General features: G+C 73.7%; 15 protein-coding genes. 6 read left to right on the top strand and 9 right to left on the bottom strand.

Annotated elements, in window-relative coordinates; all coding sequences use genetic code 11:
* Positions 1-55: 55 nt before the first annotated feature.
* A complete protein-coding gene (locus DDJ31_RS07855; RefSeq protein WP_171480787.1) occupies positions 56-2,509 on the bottom strand; it encodes a helix-hairpin-helix domain-containing protein in 2,454 nt (817 codons plus the stop codon).
* On the bottom strand, positions 2,506-3,492 hold the full coding sequence (locus DDJ31_RS07850) for an aldo/keto reductase (RefSeq protein ID WP_127181010.1): 987 nt from the start codon (positions 3,490-3,492) through the stop codon (positions 2,506-2,508). Before DDJ31_RS07850 ends, DDJ31_RS07855 begins: the two co-directional genes overlap by 4 nt.
* Before the next feature lie 203 nt (positions 3,493-3,695).
* On the opposite strand from DDJ31_RS07850, the gene DDJ31_RS07845 reads away from it, so the two are divergent.
* Together DDJ31_RS07845 and DDJ31_RS07840 are read left to right on the top strand one after the other, a co-directional pair.
* Positions 3,696-4,751, top strand: a complete 1,056-nt coding sequence (locus tag DDJ31_RS07845; protein ID WP_127181011.1) for an LLM class F420-dependent oxidoreductase — start codon at positions 3,696-3,698, stop codon at positions 4,749-4,751.
* Between the two features lie 242 nt (positions 4,752-4,993).
* Positions 4,994-5,782 (top strand): ferritin-like domain-containing protein, encoded by a 789-nt coding sequence (locus tag DDJ31_RS07840; protein WP_127181012.1) that lies wholly within the window; start codon positions 4,994-4,996, stop codon positions 5,780-5,782.
* 4 nt (positions 5,783-5,786) lie between these two features.
* Here the strand turns inward: DDJ31_RS07840 and corA are convergent, their stop codons facing one another.
* A complete protein-coding gene (corA, locus tag DDJ31_RS07835; protein WP_164785023.1) occupies positions 5,787-6,782 on the bottom strand; it encodes a magnesium/cobalt transporter CorA in 996 nt (331 codons plus the stop codon).
* Positions 6,783-6,844: 62 nt separating this feature from the next.
* On the opposite strand from corA, the gene DDJ31_RS07830 reads away from it, so the two are divergent.
* The 4 genes from DDJ31_RS07830 to mshC all read left to right on the top strand — a co-directional run bounded on the left by DDJ31_RS07830 (position 6,845) and on the right by mshC (position 10,317).
* Positions 6,845-7,531 carry a histidine phosphatase family protein gene (locus tag DDJ31_RS07830; protein ID WP_127181013.1) on the top strand — a complete coding sequence of 229 codons (687 nt, stop codon included), beginning with the start codon at positions 6,845-6,847 and terminating at the stop codon, positions 7,529-7,531.
* Between the two features lie 69 nt (positions 7,532-7,600).
* Positions 7,601-8,191, top strand: a complete 591-nt coding sequence (locus tag DDJ31_RS07825) for a DUF3090 domain-containing protein (protein WP_127181014.1) — start codon at positions 7,601-7,603, stop codon at positions 8,189-8,191.
* A complete protein-coding gene (locus tag DDJ31_RS07820) occupies positions 8,155-8,973 on the top strand; it encodes an SCO1664 family protein (protein WP_171480786.1) in 819 nt (272 codons plus the stop codon). The genes DDJ31_RS07825 and DDJ31_RS07820 overlap by 37 nt, the downstream gene beginning before the upstream one ends.
* Positions 8,974-9,087: 114 nt before the next feature.
* Positions 9,088-10,317: a cysteine--1-D-myo-inosityl 2-amino-2-deoxy-alpha-D-glucopyranoside ligase gene (gene mshC / locus DDJ31_RS07815; RefSeq protein WP_127181015.1), complete on the top strand. Its 1,230-nt coding sequence runs from the start codon at positions 9,088-9,090 to the stop codon at positions 10,315-10,317.
* Between the two features lie 123 nt (positions 10,318-10,440).
* Here mshC and DDJ31_RS07810 read toward each other — a convergent pair whose 3' ends face one another.
* The 6 genes from DDJ31_RS07810 to DDJ31_RS07785 form a co-directional block, all read right to left on the bottom strand.
* Entirely contained in the window at positions 10,441-11,421 is a 981-nt protein-coding gene (locus DDJ31_RS07810) for a PAC2 family protein (RefSeq protein WP_127181016.1), read from the bottom strand.
* Positions 11,422-11,614: 193 nt separating this feature from the next.
* Complete coding sequence (locus DDJ31_RS07805; protein WP_127181017.1) at positions 11,615-12,286, bottom strand: FadR/GntR family transcriptional regulator; 672 nt, start codon at positions 12,284-12,286, stop codon at positions 11,615-11,617.
* 98 nt (positions 12,287-12,384) lie between these two features.
* Positions 12,385-13,680, bottom strand: coding sequence for an amidohydrolase (locus DDJ31_RS07800; RefSeq protein ID WP_127181018.1), 1,296 nt, complete (start codon positions 13,678-13,680; stop codon positions 12,385-12,387).
* A complete protein-coding gene (locus DDJ31_RS07795; RefSeq protein ID WP_127181019.1) occupies positions 13,677-14,429 on the bottom strand; it encodes a nucleoside phosphorylase in 753 nt (250 codons plus the stop codon). Before DDJ31_RS07795 ends, DDJ31_RS07800 begins: the two co-directional genes overlap by 4 nt.
* Complete coding sequence (locus tag DDJ31_RS07790) at positions 14,426-15,292, bottom strand: ABC transporter permease (RefSeq protein ID WP_127181020.1); 867 nt, start codon at positions 15,290-15,292, stop codon at positions 14,426-14,428. Before DDJ31_RS07790 ends, DDJ31_RS07795 begins: the two co-directional genes overlap by 4 nt.
* Positions 15,292-16,332 carry an ABC transporter permease gene (locus DDJ31_RS07785; protein WP_127181021.1) on the bottom strand — a complete coding sequence of 347 codons (1,041 nt, stop codon included), beginning with the start codon at positions 16,330-16,332 and terminating at the stop codon, positions 15,292-15,294. Before DDJ31_RS07785 ends, DDJ31_RS07790 begins: the two co-directional genes overlap by 1 nt.

Below are 16,332 nucleotides of genomic sequence, written 5' to 3'. Positions count from 1 at the left end.
TCGCGTGACCGCCGCCGCCGTTGTCGTCGCCGTCGCGGTGCGGACCTGTGGGTGGTCAGCCGGTCGTCGTCGGGAGCTGCGGCGCCAGCAGGGCGGGCAGCCGGGTCGTGCGCGGTTTCGCCTGGACCTCGGCCACCGCCCGTGCCAGCGCCTGTTCCACGCCGTGCACCACCGACAGATGACGCTCCGCGCGCCCGAACGCCGTGTACACCCACGGCCTGCTCAGGGCCTGCGCCGCGTCGCCCGGCAGCACCACGACCACCGCGGGCCAGCGGGCGCCGGCCGCCTGGTGCGCGGTGACGGCCCACCCGTGCCGCACCGCCTGCTCGACCCGCTCCTTCGGGACGACGACGGCCGCGCCCGCGCACCTCAGGTGCAGCCCCTCGGCGTCGGCGCGCACCACCTGGCCGGTGAGGGTGCGCCCGGGGGCGGGGGAGTAGGCGACCCGGTCCCCCGGGTCGAAGCCGCCGAAGCGGCCGGGGCCCGGGTTGAGGCGCTCCTTGAGCGCGGCGTTGAGGACGCGGGTCCCGACCGCGCCGCCGTGGCCAGGGGTGATCACCTGGGTCTGCTCGGCCGGGACGCCGATCGCCCGGGGCACCGAGTCCGCGACGAGCTGCACGGCGCGGTGCACGGCCTCGCCCGCGTCCCGCACCGGGACGATCACGACCTCCTTGCCGGGCGCCTCGACCTGGTTCAGCTCGCCGACGCCGATGCCGGACACCAGCTCGCCCAGCGGTCCCGGGTCGGGGACGCGGGAGGCGATCTGCGGGCAGACCCGCGCGGCCAGCAGATCGGCGAAGACCCGCCCGGGACCGGCCGACCACAGCACCCCGGGGTCCCCGGACAGCACCAGCCGCGCTCCGTCCGGCAGCGACTCGACGAGCAGGGCCGCTTCCTCGACGTCGAGTTGCGGCGCGTCGAGCACGACCAGGAGGTCCAGATCGAGGGCGCCCTCCGCGTCCCGCCCCGGCCCTTCGGCCCCGGAGAGGAGCCCGGCGAGGGTCGCGACGGGCGCGAGCCCCCCGGCGCGGGAACCCTCGGCGCCGGCCGCACCGGGCCCCTCGGTCCCGCTTCCTCCGGCCCCCCGGCCCACGATCGTGCCGTCCTCGGTCCCGCCGCTCGCGTCGAGGACGGCGGCGAACCGGTCGCGGCCGTCCGTGCCGTGGGTGGCCGCCCAGGCGCGCAGGCCCGCCCCTGTGGCCGTCCGCAGCAGCGTCGCCGCCTCCACCGAGGACGCCTCGCCCCCGGTGTGCAGGACGAGCCCGCCGGTCCTGACGGCCCGCAGCAGCTCGGCGGCCGAGCCGCGCGTGGAGTCGGCGGCACGCTCCCACTCCGCCGAACCGTCCTCCTTCGGCACGGAGTTGATCAGCCGGGCCACTCCCTCGGCGAGGCTCTCCTCGGCGAGCGCGTACCGCTCGAGACCGACCAGGACCCGCACGGGCCGCTCGACAGGCTCGTCCTCGTCGTCGGTGTGTTCCGCGTCGCCCGCGCCGGACGGCTGGGCGCGCGGCTCGGGCACCGGCGCGGTCGGGTCGAGGGCGTCCTCGAAGACCAGCGCCTCGGCCTCCGCGACGGCGCTCTGCACGGCCGCCTCCGGGTCGGGCACGGCCTGCCTGCCGAGCGCGGCGATGAGCGCGGGCATCTCCAGCACGGTGTGCCCGGCCACGGCCGCCTGCTCCAGCAGCCAGCCGGTGAAGGACCGGCCGCGCCGTTCGTCGTCCGGCGCGCACGCGGCGCCCAGGAGCGCCCGCGCGAAGCCGTCGGCCTGCTCGGGGCGCACCCCGCCGACCCGCAGCAGCAGCCAGGGGTCCTCGCGCAGCCGTCGTGCCGCGTCCTCGCCGAGCGCGGCGGCGACCTGAGGCGCGAGCGTGTCCGGTGCCCCGCCCTCACCGAGCACCTGCCGCACGGAGTCGACGGCGGCGGGCGCGGGGGCCGCGACGGCGGCCTGCTCGGGCCGGGCGGGCCGCACGGGAGCGGGGACGGCCGGGCGCGAGGCGGGCTCGGGGTCGGCGAAGACGGTCGTCGAGGGCTGCCGGCCGCTCTCCACGGCCCGCACGGCGGCGAGCAGGTCGGCGGCCTTGCCACTGAGCTTCGCGCCGCTGTCGATGGCGGCCTGCTTCTCGGCCTTCCGCCGGGCGATCCGCTCCCGCTCCACCCGCTGGGCGGCGAGCTCGGCCTCGGCCTCGGACAACTGCTTGGCGGAGCCGTCACTTTCGGCCGTGTCACTTTCGGCCACGGCACCCTCGGGCGGGTCACTTTCGGCCGGGGCACCCTCGCCCTCGCCCTCGGCCCCTTCGACCGCCGCGCCCCCGGCCGAGGCACGGGCACCTTCGACCGCCGTGTCGTCGCCCCCGCCCGCGTCGCCGTCGCCCTCGGCCGCCGAGCCCCCGGCGCTTCCCCCCTCCGACGCCCCACCCGTGTCGCCCCCGCCCCCCGGCGTTCCCGTTGTCCCCGGCTCCGTGACCGTCGGGGTCTCTGTGGGGTCCGGGGTCTCGGGCTCCGTGCTCACAGCGTGCTCCAGTCGTGATCGGGATAGCGGTGCACCGGTGCCGACACATCGTCGAGCGCCCGGCAGATCTCGTCAGGAAGACTAAGGGCCTCCACTGACAACGCGGCCGTGAGCTGGCGCGCGTTGCGCGGGCCGATGACGGGCGCGACGACACCCGGGCGGTCGCGGATCCAGGCGAGGGCGACCTGAAGCGGTGTCACGGCGAGGCCGTCCGCCGCGGTCTGGAGGGCGTCGACGATCCTGCTCGCGGTGTCGTCGAGGTAGGGCTCCACGAAGGGCGCGAGATGGTCGGACGCCCCGCGTGAGCCGGGCGGCTGGGCGTCCCCCCGGTACTTCGCGGTGAGCACCCCGCGGCCCAGCGGGGAGGACGGCAGCAGGCCGATGCCGAGGTCGAGCGCGGCGGGCAGCACCTCGCGCTCCACACCCCGTTGCAGCAGCGAGTACTCCATCTGGGTGCTGGCCAGCCGGGTGCGTATGCTCGGCGCCGCGAGCTGCCAGGTGCCGGCCTTGGCGAGCTGCCAGCCGCAGAAGTTGGCGACGCCCGCGTATCTGGCCCGCCCGCTGGAGACCGCGAGGTCGAGGGCGTTGAGGCTCTCCTCCAGCGGGGTGTGCGGGTCGAAGGCGTGCAGATGCCAGACGTCGACGTAGTCGGTGCCGAGGCGGGCGAGGGAGGCGTCGAGCGCGGAGAGCAGATGGCCGCGCGAGCCGTCGAAACGCCGCTCGGGGTCCGGCACCCCGCCCGCCTTGGTGGAGATCACCAGGTCGCGGCGGGGCACGAGCCCTTCCATGAGGCGTCCCAGCAGGTACTCGGCCTCGCCGTCGCCGTACACGTCCGCCGTGTCGACGAGGTTCCCGCCCGCTTCCCAGAACGTCTTCACGAGGTCCGCGGCGTCGTGCTCGTCGGTCTCCCGGCCCCAGGTGAGGGTGCCGAGCCCGATACGGGACACGCGAAGGCCGGTCCGGCCGAGATGCCTCTGCTCCATGAACGGCGACATTACTGGCCATGACCAGCGAAGTGGGTGCCTGTGGACAAGCGGTGACACGGTTCTCCACAGGCGGCGGGCCCGCGCGGGGCGGGCCCAGGCCCCGAGCGGAACCGGCCGTGCGCCCCCGCCCCTGCCCCCGCCGGGCCCGCGCGCGCTAGGGTCGGCGCAACGGACGTTACTGATCGGTAAGGGGAATGGGCATGCAGCTCGGGATCAACCTCGGCTACTGGGGCGCCGGAATGGACGGCGACAACCTGGCCGTCGCCCAGGAGGCCGACCGGCTCGGGTACGCCGTCTGCTGGGCCGCCGAGGCCTACGGCTCGGACGCGGCGACGGTGCTCAGCTGGGTCGCCGCCCAGACCGAGCGGATCGACGTCGGCTCCGCGATCTTCCAGATCCCGGCCAGGCAGCCGGCCATGACCGCGATGACCGCCGCCACACTCGACTCCCTCTCCGGCGGCCGGTTCCGGCTGGGCCTCGGCGTCTCGGGACCGCAGGTCTCCGAGGGCTGGTACGGCGTCACCTTCGACAAGCCGCTGGCCCGCACCCGCGAGTACGTCGAGATCGTCCGCAAGGCGATGACCCGCGAACGCCTCTCCTACGAGGGGCGGCACTGGACGCTCCCGCTGCCCGGCGGCCCCGGCAAGCCTCTCAAGCTGACCGTGCACCCCGAGCGCGAGCACATCCCGCTGTACATCGCGGCGATCGGCCCGAAGAACCTGGAGCAGACCGGCGAGATCGCCGACGGCGCCCTGCTGATCTTCCCGGCCGCCGAGCACCTGGAGGAGACCGCGATCCGGCCGCTGCGCGCGGGCCGCGAGAAGGCCGGGCTCACCCTCGACGGCTTCGACGTCTGCCCCACGCTGCCGCTCGCCCTCGGCGAGGACAAGGACGTCGCCGCCCTCGCCGACACCTTCCGCCCCTACACCGCGCTCTACGTCGGCGGCATGGGCAGCCGCAAGCAGAACTTCTACAACCAGCTCGCCCGCCGGATGGGCTACGAGCAGGCCGCCGACGAGATCCAGGACGCCTACCTCTCCGGCGACAAGCAGGGCGCCGCCGCGGCCGTCCCGCAGGAGCTGATCGACCGGACCACGCTCCTCGGGTCCGTGGAGCGGATCGCCGACCGGATGAAGGAGTACGCGGCCGCGGGCGTCACCACCCTGACCCTGGCACCGGCCGGTTTCACGCTCGACGAGCGGCTCGCCTCGCTCCGCGCGGGCACCGAGGCCCTGGAGCGCGCCGGACTGGCGTGACACCGGGAGGGGCGGAGGTTCCTACGGCCGTGGTGGGGGCTCGGGGGTCTTCCCCGCCACGGCCGTCACGGGGAACAACGCGCCACCGCGCTTCGGGTTACGCCCTCGCGGCCACCGCCCGGTGTGCTCCTTTCGGCGCAGTCCCCCGACACAGCTGTTGCAGCGCACCTGGCGCCCCATTTGACTCACTCTCGGCGGAGTAATTCCGTACTGCCGCGGAACCCTGCGGAGAGGTGGTCACGATGCTTTCGGCCAAGAGTCTGTTCCAGGAGATGCTCGACGACGACCGGTCGTTCGCCCTCTTCTGCTCCATCGCCGCGGGCGGCGAGTCCCAGGGCGGCTGGGAGAACGCCCGGATCGCCGCCCTGGCCCCCCGCGCCGAACAGGCCCTCGCCCCCAAGATCGCCCGGCACGGCGCCGACGAGGACAAACACGGCCGGATCTTCAACGCCCTGCTGAGGAAACGCGGCATCGCACCCGTCCCGGTGCCGCCCGACACCGACTACACGATGATCCTGGAACGCCAAGGCATCGGCCTCGCCCACCAGCGGCTCAGGTCCGACGAACCCCTCACGGTCGCCGACATCGTCACCTACCTCGCCCACAGCCGCGTCACCGAACAGCGCGCCTCCGAGCAGATGCGGCTGCTGCGCCGGCACTTCGCCCACCACCCCGACCTCGGCCGCGCGGTCCGCATGATCTCCGACGACGAGGACAACCACCTCGCCTACTGCCACGAGGAACTGCTGCGCCTGGCCCGCGCGGGACACGGCCACACCATCCGGGCCACCCTGCGCGCCTGCGCCCTCGCCGAGATCCGGATCTACCGGGACGTCAGCCTGGCCGTCATGGCGCACATGGGCCGCATCCTGGGCTGGCGGTGGGCCAGGTCGGCGGCGCTGCGGGCCGGCATCCACGCCGTCTACGGCTTCGAACGCCTCGTCGGGTGGCGCCGGATGGTGACCCTGAGGGCCCCGTCGACGCCCGACCCGCTCGGCGGACACGCCACCGCGGCCGCCGAGTTCGCCTGACCCCTCACAGCCAGCCACGCTTCTTGAACGTCCGGTACAGCAGCACCTCGAGCGCCGCCATGACGGCGATTACCACCGGGTACGACCAGAGCCAGTGCAGCTCCGGCATGTGGTCGAAGTTCATGCCGTAGATGCCCGCGATCATCGTGGGCACCGCGGCCATCGCCGCCCACGCGGAGATCTTCCGCATGTCGTCGTTCTGCCGGACGCTCATCTGCGCCAGATGCGCCGACAGCACGTCCGACACCAGCCGGTCGAGGCCCTCCACGGACTCGTTCACCCGCGCGAGATGGTCGTTGACGTCCCGGAAGAACGGCCGCGCCTTCTGGTTCACGAACGGCACCGTCAGCCCGCTCGTGCCGACCCCGGCCAGCCGGGTCAGCGGCGGCATCAGCGGGACCGTCGCCCGCCGGAACTCCAGGATCTGCCGCTTGAACGTGTAGATCCTGGACGCGATGTGCCGCGAGCCGCCCTGGTCGGGCGAGAACACCTCCGCCTCCAGCTCCTCCAGGTCCGTCTGCAACTCGGACGCCACGTCCAGATAGTGGTCGACGACGTCGTCGCAGATCGCGTACAGCACCGACGTCGGACCCTTCTCCAGGATCTGCGGGTCCCGCTCCAGGCGCTGCCGCACCGACCGCAGCCCCGCCCCCTCGCCGTGACGGACGGTCACCACGAAGGCGTCGCCGAGGAAGACCATCACCTCGTCGGTGCTCACCACGTCCTGCTCGGGCTCGTACCCCACCGGCTTCAGCACCATGAACAGCGAGTCGTCGTACACCTCCAGCTTGGGCCGCTGATGGGCCTTGAGAGCGTCCTCCACGGCCAGCGGATGCAGCCCGAACTCCTCGGTGACGAGGCCGAACTCGCGATCCGACGGCTCGTGCAGCCCGATCCACACGAACCCGCCGGCCGCCCGCGCCTCGTCGACGGCGTCGGAGAAGTCCTCCGGTCCCTCGGTACGGCGCCCGTCCCGGTAGATGGCACAGTCGACGATCACGGAGCGTATTCTCCTGTCACCCGCGTCCCCGCGCACCCCGTGGAGTGCCTACCCTGGGCCGCATGCCCACGTTGATCCTGGTCCGGCACGGACGCTCCACCGCCAACACCGAGGGGGTGCTCGCCGGCTGGACGCCCGGCGTCGCCCTGGACGAACGCGGCGCCGCGCAGGCCGCCGCGCTGCCCGCCCGGCTCGCCGCGCTGCCGATCTCCGAGGTCGTCGCCAGCCCCCTGCAACGCTGCCAGGAGACCGTGGCGCCGCTGCTCGCCGCCCGCCCGGGGCTCACCGCCCACAGCGACGAGCGGATCGGCGAGTGCCACTACGGCGACTGGTCCGGCCGCAAGCTCGCCGAGCTGTCCGGCGAACCCCTGATGGAGGTCGTCCAGGCCCACCCGTCGGCCGCCGCGTTCCCCGGCGGTGAGTCGATGCGCGCGATGCAGACCCGCGCCGCCGAGGCGGTACGCGAATGGAACGCGCGCGTGGAGCGCGACCACGGCCCCGACGCCGTCTACCTCATGTGCTCGCACGGCGACATCATCAAGTCCCTTGTCGCGGACGCCCTCGGACTTCATCTCGACCTCTTCCAGCGGATCTCCGTAGAACCGTGTTCCATCACAGCGATCCGTTACACCCGTCTGCGGCCTTTTCTCGTCCGCCTCGGCGACACCGGCGACCTCGCGTCACTGGCGCCGCGCGAGACCCCGCCGGCCGACGACGCCCCGGTCGGGGGCGGTGCGGGCGCACCGTGATCGTCGGGCGCAGTAGGGTGAAGCGGTCGCAGTAGCGCCGCCCCCATCCACGACTCCAGGAGACAGGACGTGTCCCGTCAGGTGTTCCTCTACGACCCGCCGGACCGTTTCGTGGCCGGTACGGTCGGACTGCCCGGACGCCGTACGTTCTTCCTCCAGGCCACAGCGGGCGCCCGGGTGACCAGCGTGGCCCTGGAGAAGACCCAGGTCGCCGCCCTCGCCGAACGCATGGACGAACTCCTCGACGAGGTCGTCAGGCGCAGCGGGGGCAGCGCCGCCGTACCGGCCGTCACCCCCACCGAGATCTCCGACACCGCGCCGCTCGACGCCCCGGTCGAGGAGGAGTTCCGCGTCGGCACCATGGCGCTCGCCTGGGACGGCGAGGAACAGCGCATGATCGTCGAGGCACAGGCCCTGGTGGAACTGGACGCCGACACCGACGAGGACCTCGCCGAGGCCGAGGAACGGCTCCTCCAGGACGAGGAGAACGGCCCCCCGATGCTCCGGGTCCGGCTCACCGGCACCCAGGCGCGGGCCTTCGCCAAGCGCGCCCTCGACGTCGTCAACGCCGGCCGCCCGCCCTGCCCGCTGTGCAGCCTCCCGCTCGACCCGGAAGGACACGTATGTCCGCGCCAGAACGGATACCGCCGGGGAGCGTGACCACGGCCGACCACCTCACCCGGGGTGAACTGACCGTCCGCGGCCAGATCCGGGACGCCTCCAACGCGGTGCTCTACTGCGCCGTCGCCCACGCGGGTGAAGAAGTCACCTGTGTCTACAAGCCGGTCCGCGGCGAACGCCCGCTCTGGGACTTCCCCGACGGCACGCTCGCCCAGCGCGAGGTCGCCGCCTACGAGGTGTCCGAGGCCACCGGCTGGGGCCTCGTCCCGGTCACCGTGCTGCGCGACGGCCCCTACGGCGAGGGAATGTGCCAGCAGTGGATCGAGGGCGAGCCGGGCGGCGACCTCCTCGCCCTGGTGGACGCCGAGGAGCCGGAGCCGGGCTGGAAGGCGATCGGCCTCGCCGACGTCGGGGAGGGCAGGACCGCGCTGCTCGTGCACGCCGACGACGAACGGCTGCGGCGGCTCGCGGTCCTGGACGCCGTCATCAACAACGCCGACCGCAAGGGCGGCCATCTGCTGCCCGCGGCGGACGGCCGGCTCTACGGCATCGACCACGGCGTCACCTTCAACACCGAGAACAAGCTGCGCACCCTGCTGTGGGGCTGGGCGGGCGAACCGCTGACCGCGGAGGCCGTCGACGTCCTGCGGGGCCTGAGCGACGCCCTGAGCCCCACGGGCGACCTCACGGCCCGGCTCGCCCCCCTCATCACCCCGGCCGAACTCGACGCGACCCGCGCCCGGGTCGGCGCCCTGCTCACCACCGGCAGGCACCCCGAACCCGGCGGCGAATGGCCCGCCATCCCCTGGCCGCCCGTCTAGGGCCCCCGGACGCGCTCCGCAGCACACGCGGCCATCGCGGCGCAAGAGTGCCCTACCGGCCAGATGGGCAGGTCCGGTTCGTATCCGGAAGTTCCGTCCGGTTACGCTCATGACATGCATGCCTGGCCCGCTTCCGAGGTCCCCGCCCTGCCTGGTCAGGGCCGCGACCTGAGGATCCACGACACCGCCACGGGTGGGCTCGTCCCCCTCGCCCCCGGTCCCGTCGCCCGTCTCTACGTCTGCGGCATCACGCCGTACGACGCGACCCACATGGGTCACGCGGCGACCTACAACGCGTTCGACCTCGTCCAGCGCGTGTGGCTCGACACCAAGCGGCAGGTCCACTACGTCCAGAACGTCACCGACGTCGACGACCCGCTGCTGGAGCGCGCCGAGCGGGACGGCGTCGACTGGGTCGCCCTCGCCGAACGCGAGACCGCCCTCTTCCGCGAGGACATGACCGCCCTGCGGATGCTGCCGCCGCGGCACTACATAGGCGCCGTCGAGGCCATACCCGGCATCGTGCCGCTGGTCGAGCGGCTCAGGGACGCGGGCGCCGCCTACGACCTCGAGGGCGACGTCTACTTCTCCGTCGAGTCCGACCCGCACTTCGGGCAGGTCTCCGGCCTGGACGCCGCCGCCATGCGGCTGCTGTCCGCCGAACGCGGCGGCGACCCCGACCGGCCCGGCAAGAAGAACCCCCTCGACCCGATGCTGTGGATGGCCGCCCGCGACGGCGAACCCAGCTGGGACGGCGCCTCCCTCGGCCCGGGACGGCCCGGCTGGCACATCGAGTGCGTCGCCATCGCCCTCGACCACCTCGGCATGGGCTTCGACGTCCAGGGCGGCGGCTCCGACCTCGCCTTCCCGCACCACGAGATGGGCGCCTCGCACGCCCAGGTGCTGACCGGCGAGTTCCCGATGGCCAAGGCCTACGTGCACGCCGGCATGGTCGGCTACGACGGCGAGAAGATGTCCAAGTCCCGCGGCAACCTCGTCTTCGTCTCCGCGCTGCGCCGCGACGGCGTCGACCCGGCCGCGATCCGCCTGGCGCTGCTCGCCCACCACTACCGCTCCGACTGGGAGTGGACCGACCAGGTACTCCAGGACGCCGTGGACCGCCTCGACCGCTGGCGTGCCGCCGTGTCCCGGCCGGACGGACCGCCCGCCGAGGCGCTCGTCGAGGAGATCCGCGAGGCCCTCGCCCACGACCTGGACGCCCCCGCCGCGCTCACCGCCGTCGACCGCTGGGCGGCCCTCCAGGCGGAGCGGGGCGGCACGGACATCGGCGCGCCCGGCGTCGTCTCCCGGGCCGTGGACGCGCTGCTCGGCGTCGCCCTGTAGCCCGCCGGACCGACCACGCGTGAGGGGCGCCCTTCCGGAACCGGAAGGGCGCCCCTCACGCGTGCGGCGGGCGCGGCGCCGCGTCGTCAGCCGCCGCCGGCCTGGTCGGCCGTCTCAGCCGTCTCAGTCGTCCGACGGGTCGTCGTCGTCCGTGCCCGGCTTGGGCGGCTTCGGCGGGCGGGTGCGGCCGCCCGGGTTGTCCCGCAGATACGGCGACGGCGTGTCGCTCCCGTCGGCCGTGGCGTGCCCGCCACCGGGGCCCGAGCCGTCCCGGCGCCGCAGATACCGTTCGAACTCACGCGCGATCGCCTCGCCGGACGCCTCCGGCAGCTCCGCGGTGTCTCGGGCCTCCTCGAGGGACTGCACGTACTCCGCGACCTCGCTGTCCTCGGCGGCCAACTGGTCCACGCCCACCTGCCAGGCGCGCGCGTCCTCGGGCAGCTCGCCCAGCGGGATGCGCACGTCGATGAGGTCCTCCAGGCGGTTCAGCAGCGCCAGCGTCGCCTTCGGGTTCGGCGGCTGCGACACGTAGTGCGGCACCGCCGCCCACAGGCTCACCGCCGGCACCCCCGCGTGCGTGCACGCCTCCTGAAGGACACCGACGATGCCCGTGGGGCCCTCGTACTTGGTCTCCTCCAGATCCATCCGCCGCGCCAGATCCGCGTCGGACGTCGTCCCGCTGATCGGGACCGGACGGGTGTGCGGGGTGTCCCCGAGCAGCGCGCCCAGCACCACCACCAGCTCCACGCCCAGCTCGTGCGCGAACCCCAGCAGCTCGTTGCAGAACGACCGCCAGCGCATCGACGGCTCGATCCCGCGGACCAGCACCAGGTCACGCGGCTTCTCGCCACCCACTCTCACCACCGAGAGCCGGGTCGTCGGCCACGTGATCTTGCGCACGCCCGCGTCCATCCACACCGTGGGCCGGTTGACCTGGAAGTCGTAGTAGTCCTCGGCGTCCAGCGCCGCGAACACCTCGCCCTTCCACTCCCTGTCCAGGTGCGCGACCGCGGTGGAAGCGGCGTCCCCGGCATCGTTCCAGCCCTCGAACGCGGCCACCATCACTGGGTCGATCAGCTCGGGAACCCCCTCCAGCTCGATCACCCAGCGCCTCCTTCCGACGTGCCCTCGCGTACGTCCCAACCTTACGGCGTGCGGCAAGGGCGCCCGCAGCCCCCTCGCACGGGGGGACCGAACGGATCACTGCCCCGATCGGCCCCCCGGAACACCCCGGCCGCACCCCCGGCACGGACCGGCCCCGCGACCCGGCGGCCCCACCACACCTCCGATGACATGTTCACAGCGTCGATCGGAGCCACTGCTCCACACTCGCGATGTGCACCGTCGCCCAGGACCGCGCCGCCTCCGCGTCCCGGTCCCGCAGCGCCGCCAGGATCGCCCGGTGCTCACGCAGCGTGCCCGCGACCGCGTCCTCCTGGGTCAGACCGCGCCAGATCCGCGCCCGGGTGGTGGGACCCGACAGCCCGTCGAGCAGCGAACAGAGCACCGTGTTGCCCGAACCGCGCACGATGCCCCGGTGGAAGTCGAGATCGGCCGCCACCAGCTCCTCCACCGAAGGCGCCGCACCCAACCGGTCCAACTGCGCCTGCAACGCGTCCAGTTGCCCTTCGCTGATCCGGGGGGCCGCCATCGCCGTCGCGGCCGGCTCGAGAATCCGGCGCACCGCGAGGAACTCGAGGACCGTGTCGTCACGGTGGAAGTCGACGACGAAACTCAGCGCCTCCAGCAGCAGTTGCGGATCGAGGCTGGTGACATAGGTGCCGTCGCCCTGCCGCACGTCCAGGATGCGGATGAGCGACAGGGCACGCACCGCCTCCCGCAGCGAGTTGCGCGACAGACCCAGATCGGCGGCCAGCTCGCCCTCCCTCGGCAGCCGGTCACCGGGCCGCAGCGCGCCGGAGACGATCATCCCCTTGATCTTCTCGATCGCCTCGTCGGTGACTGCCATGGCGGGCCTCCCTGTCGTTCACGCATGCCCAAGAGACATCCGATGTCTTGGGGGCATTATGGCGGCTCCCCCCACCGCCCGAACGCCGAACCCTCAGCTCAGAGCGCCACCGGCAACGCCCCCACCACCGCCGCCTCGTCGAGCGTCGTCAGCCGCCGCCCCCGCATCAGGACCCGCCCCTCCACGACCGTGTCCCGCACGTCCGCCGCACCCGCCGCGTACGCCAGCGTCGAGAACGGATCATGCCGGGGAAGCAGATGCGGACCGTCGAGCCCCAGCACGATCAGATCGGCCCGCTTGCCCGCCTCCAACGACCCCAGATGCTCCCCGAGCCCCAGCGCCCGCGCCCCCTCGATCGTCGCCATCCGCACCGCCCGCTCCGCCCCCACCGCCGTCGGATCACCGCCCGCCTTGTGCACCAGCGCCGCCATCCGCACCGCCCCCAGCACATCGAGCGTGTTCGAGCTGACCGCGCCGTCGGTCCCCAGACCCACCGTCACCCCCGCGCCCAACAGCCGCGGCACCGGGGCGATTCCGCACCCCAGCTTCAGATTCGACACCGGGCAGTGCGCCACCGCCGTACCCGTACGGGCCAGCGCCGCGATCTCACGACCGGTGAGGTCCACCGCATGCGCCAGCAACGTGTCAGGACCCAACAGGCCAAGATCGTCCAGGAGTTCCACCGGACGCCGGCCGTGCGCCACCTCCACCGACGCGACCTCGGTCCCGTTCTCCGCCGCGTGCAGATGCAGCAGCGCCCCGAACTCCCGCGCCAGCGAACCGATCTCGACCAGCTGCGCGGGGGACAGGGCGTACGTGGAGTGCGCGAACAGCACCGGACGGCGGCCGGGCACCGCCGGTCCGCGCGCCGCCAGATCCCGCCGCGCCCACGCCAGTCGCTCCCCGTACCCGAGACCGTCGGCCGGATCGGGGACGTCCATGAAGGTGGGCCCGGTGTGCAGCCGCCACCCCGCCTCCGCCGCCGCCCGCTCGGCCGCCTCGTGGAACCAGTACATGTCCAGCGCCGACGTCACCCCCGCCCGCACGCTCTCCACGATCGCCAGCCGCACCGCCGCCGCCACGTTCGCCGGTGTCAGCAGCTCGCTCTCCCGGCGCACCACCCGCTCGAGGAACCCCTGAAGAGTGACGTCGTCGGCGCTGCCGCGCAGCAGCGTCATCGCCAGATGGGTGTGGGCGTTGACGAGCCCCGGCAGCACCAGACCACCAGCCGCGTCCAGCACCTCGTCGGCCGTGAACCGGGCGGCGACGCCGGCGGCCGGACCGACGGCGAGGATCTCGCCCCGGTGCACGGCGACCGCCCCGTCCACCACGACGGTGTTCGCGTCGTCGACGGTCACGACGTCACCGCCGCGCACCAACAGGTCGATCCTCACGTCCGGTTCGCCTCCGCCAGCAGCCGCAGCGCCTCCAGCGCGACCACCGAACCGCGCTCCACCCCGGCCGCGACGACGTCCCGGTGCGGGTCGTAGCCGCCGGTGCGCTCCGCGTCGACCAGCTCGTCCGCGTTGGCGCCGTCCACCACCAGCACCCCGCCCGCGACCAGGCCCCGCAGCGACGCCGTCACCAGCAGCGCCGACAGCTCCATCTCGATCGCCGCGAGCCCGGCACCGTCGTACCCGGTCAGCGGGATCAGGCCCGGCTGGAACGCGGCCCGCGTCCACACCACGCCCCGGTGGTGCGGGGCGCCCGCCTCCCGCGCCGCCCGCTCCAGCGCGAGGACCGCCTCGGGCGCCGCGAACGCCGGGTACTCCGGCGGCAGCAACTGCTGGGTGACACCGTCGTCGCGCACCGCCGCCTCCGCGATCACCAGGTCGCCGTCCGCGATCCCCGGCCGTATCGCGCCCGCCGTACCGAACCGCACGAACGTCCCGACGCCCGCGTCGGCCAGCTCCTCAAACAGCAGGATCGCGCCGGGACCCCCCACCCCGTGCGACGCCACCACCACCGGCAGCCCCCGCCAACTCCCTCTGAACACGCGGTACTCGCGGTGGTACGACACCTCCTCGGCGCCGTCGAGGAGCCGCGCGACGGCGGCGGCCCGCGCCGGGTCGCCCACCACCACCGCGTGCTCGGGGAGCCCGGTGCGCGGCACGCGGGTGATGGGCAGCAGATCCTGTGTCATGAGACGACTCCGGGAGCGGAACGGGTACGGCGACGGCGGGCCGTCGTCAGGAACAGCGCGCCGAGCGTGACCACGTACGGCGCGGCATCGGTGGCCTGCTGGGGCAGACCGAGGCCCTGGAGACGGAAACCGGCCGCCTCCGCGAGCCCGAAAAGCAGCGCGGCGAGCAGCACACCGACCGGCAGCGCCCGGCCGAGCATCACCGCGACGACCGCGATCCAGCCCCGGCCGGCCGTCATGTTCTGCGAGAACAACGTGACGTTGCCGAGCGCGAGTTGGGCACCAGCCAGACCGCACAGCACACCCGAGAGCAGCACCGCGCCGTACCGGTACGCCGCCGGGTTCACCCCGAGCGTGGCCGCCGCCTCGGGCGCCTCGCCGACCCCGCGCAGCCTGAGCCCCCACACATGCCGGGACAGCAGCAGCGCGGCCACCGCGACCGCCGCCCACGCCAGCCAGGCCAGCGGAGTGAAGGCGCCGACCAGCGGCAGCCCGGCCAGCGCCGGGTCGTCGAAGGTGCCCTGCACACCGAAGACGGTGCGCAGCAGGAAACTCGTCAGCCCGACGGCCAGCAGGTTCATCGCGATGCCGAGGACCACCGCGTCGCCGCGCAGCGTCACCGCGCCCACCGCGAGGATCAGCGAGTACGCGGCCGACGCGAGGGCCGCCGCCAGCACCCCGAGCCACGGACTGCCGGTGAACCAGCAGGTCGCCACGGAGGTGAAGCAGCCCAGCAGCATCATCCCCTCGAGACCGATGTTGAACACGCCCGCCCGCTCGCACAGGGCACCGCCCAGCGCGGCCAGCAGGATCGGCGTCAGCGCGCGCAGCGCCGACGTCAGCAGATCGGCGTCGAAGAACATCACACCACCTCCTTGCGGCGGCCCGACCGGCGCCGGGGCAGCCGCAGCCGGGCCGCCAGGAACACGATCACGACGGCCTGCAGCACCTGCGTCAGCTCGCGCGGCACCTCCGTCGTCCGCTCCATCGCGAGTCCGCCCACCTGGAGGACGGCGAAGAAGAACGACGCCACGACGGTGCCCAGCGGGGCCGCGGCGGCCAGCAGCGCGGCCGTCAGACCCGTCCAGGTGTAGCCGGGCCCGGTCAGCGAACCGTCGACGAACCGGTACGGGAAGCTCAACACCCCCACCGCGCCCACCAGTCCGGCGACCGCCCCGGACACCGACATCAACTTCAGTGTCAGGCCCCGGCGTTCGACACCCGCGTAGGCGGAGAAGCGGGAGTTGAGGCCGGTCATGCGGATCTCGTAGCCGAGCGCGGTGCGCCGGTCGGTGAACCAGTACGCGGCGGCCGCGAGCACCACCAGGACGAGTCCGACGGTGACGGTCGAGCCGCCGAACGACGCCAGAGCCACCCCGTCGGGCAGCGCCCGCGTCTGCGGCAGGCTCGAACCGGGCTCCTTGAGCGGATAGCGGGCCAGGTAGGAGGCGAGCGACACCGCCGGATAGCTCAGCAGCAGGCTGCTGACCAGCAGCGGCACCCCGAGCCTCGTCTCGCACAGGGCGGCCAGCACCGCGTACCCGGCGCCGGCCGCCATCCCGGCGAGCAGCGCCAGGGCCACCGCGAGCGGCCCGGGAAGCGGCACGTACAGACCGGTCACGGCCGCCGTGATGCCGCCGAGCACCAACTGCCCGTCGCCGCCCAGGTTGATCAGACCGGCCCGCAGCGGCACCGCGAGCGCCAGCGCCATGCCGAGCACGCTGGTGGCCGTCGTCAGCGTGGCGCCGATGCCGTCCGGGCCGAGCGACCCGGTCAGCACCGCCGTGTAGGCGGCCACCGGATCGGCGCCCGTGCCCACCAGGAACAGCGCGCCGACGACGACGCCCGCGAGCACGGAGAAGGTGAGGGGGGAGCGCAGCGCTCCCCTGACGCGTTCGTTCAT

Origin of the sequence: Streptomyces griseoviridis, assembly GCF_005222485.1 — a bacterium.
GTDB classification, from domain to species: Bacteria; Actinomycetota; Actinomycetes; order Streptomycetales; family Streptomycetaceae; genus Streptomyces; species Streptomyces hintoniae.
Note: the sequence above shows the minus strand (reverse complement) of the source record. Positions and strands in the feature narration are given on the sequence as shown.

What these genes read in the sequence shown, in the direction of transcription:
- DDJ31_RS07785 (WP_127181021.1), bottom strand. Translation starts at nt 16,332, where the DNA reads ATGAACGAACGCGTCAGGGGAGCGCTGCGCTCCCCCCTCACCTTCTCC.
- mshC (WP_127181015.1), top strand. Translation starts at nt 9,088, where the DNA reads ATGCATGCCTGGCCCGCTTCCGAGGTCCCCGCCCTGCCTGGTCAGGGC.
- DDJ31_RS07840 (WP_127181012.1), top strand. Translation starts at nt 4,994, where the DNA reads ATGCTTTCGGCCAAGAGTCTGTTCCAGGAGATGCTCGACGACGACCGG.
- DDJ31_RS07805 (WP_127181017.1), bottom strand. Translation starts at nt 12,286, where the DNA reads ATGGCAGTCACCGACGAGGCGATCGAGAAGATCAAGGGGATGATCGTC.
- DDJ31_RS07795 (WP_127181019.1), bottom strand. Translation starts at nt 14,429, where the DNA reads ATGACACAGGATCTGCTGCCCATCACCCGCGTGCCGCGCACCGGGCTC.
- DDJ31_RS07850 (WP_127181010.1), bottom strand. Translation starts at nt 3,492, where the DNA reads ATGGAGCAGAGGCATCTCGGCCGGACCGGCCTTCGCGTGTCCCGTATC.
- DDJ31_RS07790 (WP_127181020.1), bottom strand. Translation starts at nt 15,292, where the DNA reads ATGTTCTTCGACGCCGATCTGCTGACGTCGGCGCTGCGCGCGCTGACG.
- DDJ31_RS07820 (WP_171480786.1), top strand. Translation starts at nt 8,155, where the DNA reads ATGTCCGCGCCAGAACGGATACCGCCGGGGAGCGTGACCACGGCCGAC.
- DDJ31_RS07830 (WP_127181013.1), top strand. Translation starts at nt 6,845, where the DNA reads ATGCCCACGTTGATCCTGGTCCGGCACGGACGCTCCACCGCCAACACC.
- DDJ31_RS07845 (WP_127181011.1), top strand. Translation starts at nt 3,696, where the DNA reads ATGCAGCTCGGGATCAACCTCGGCTACTGGGGCGCCGGAATGGACGGC.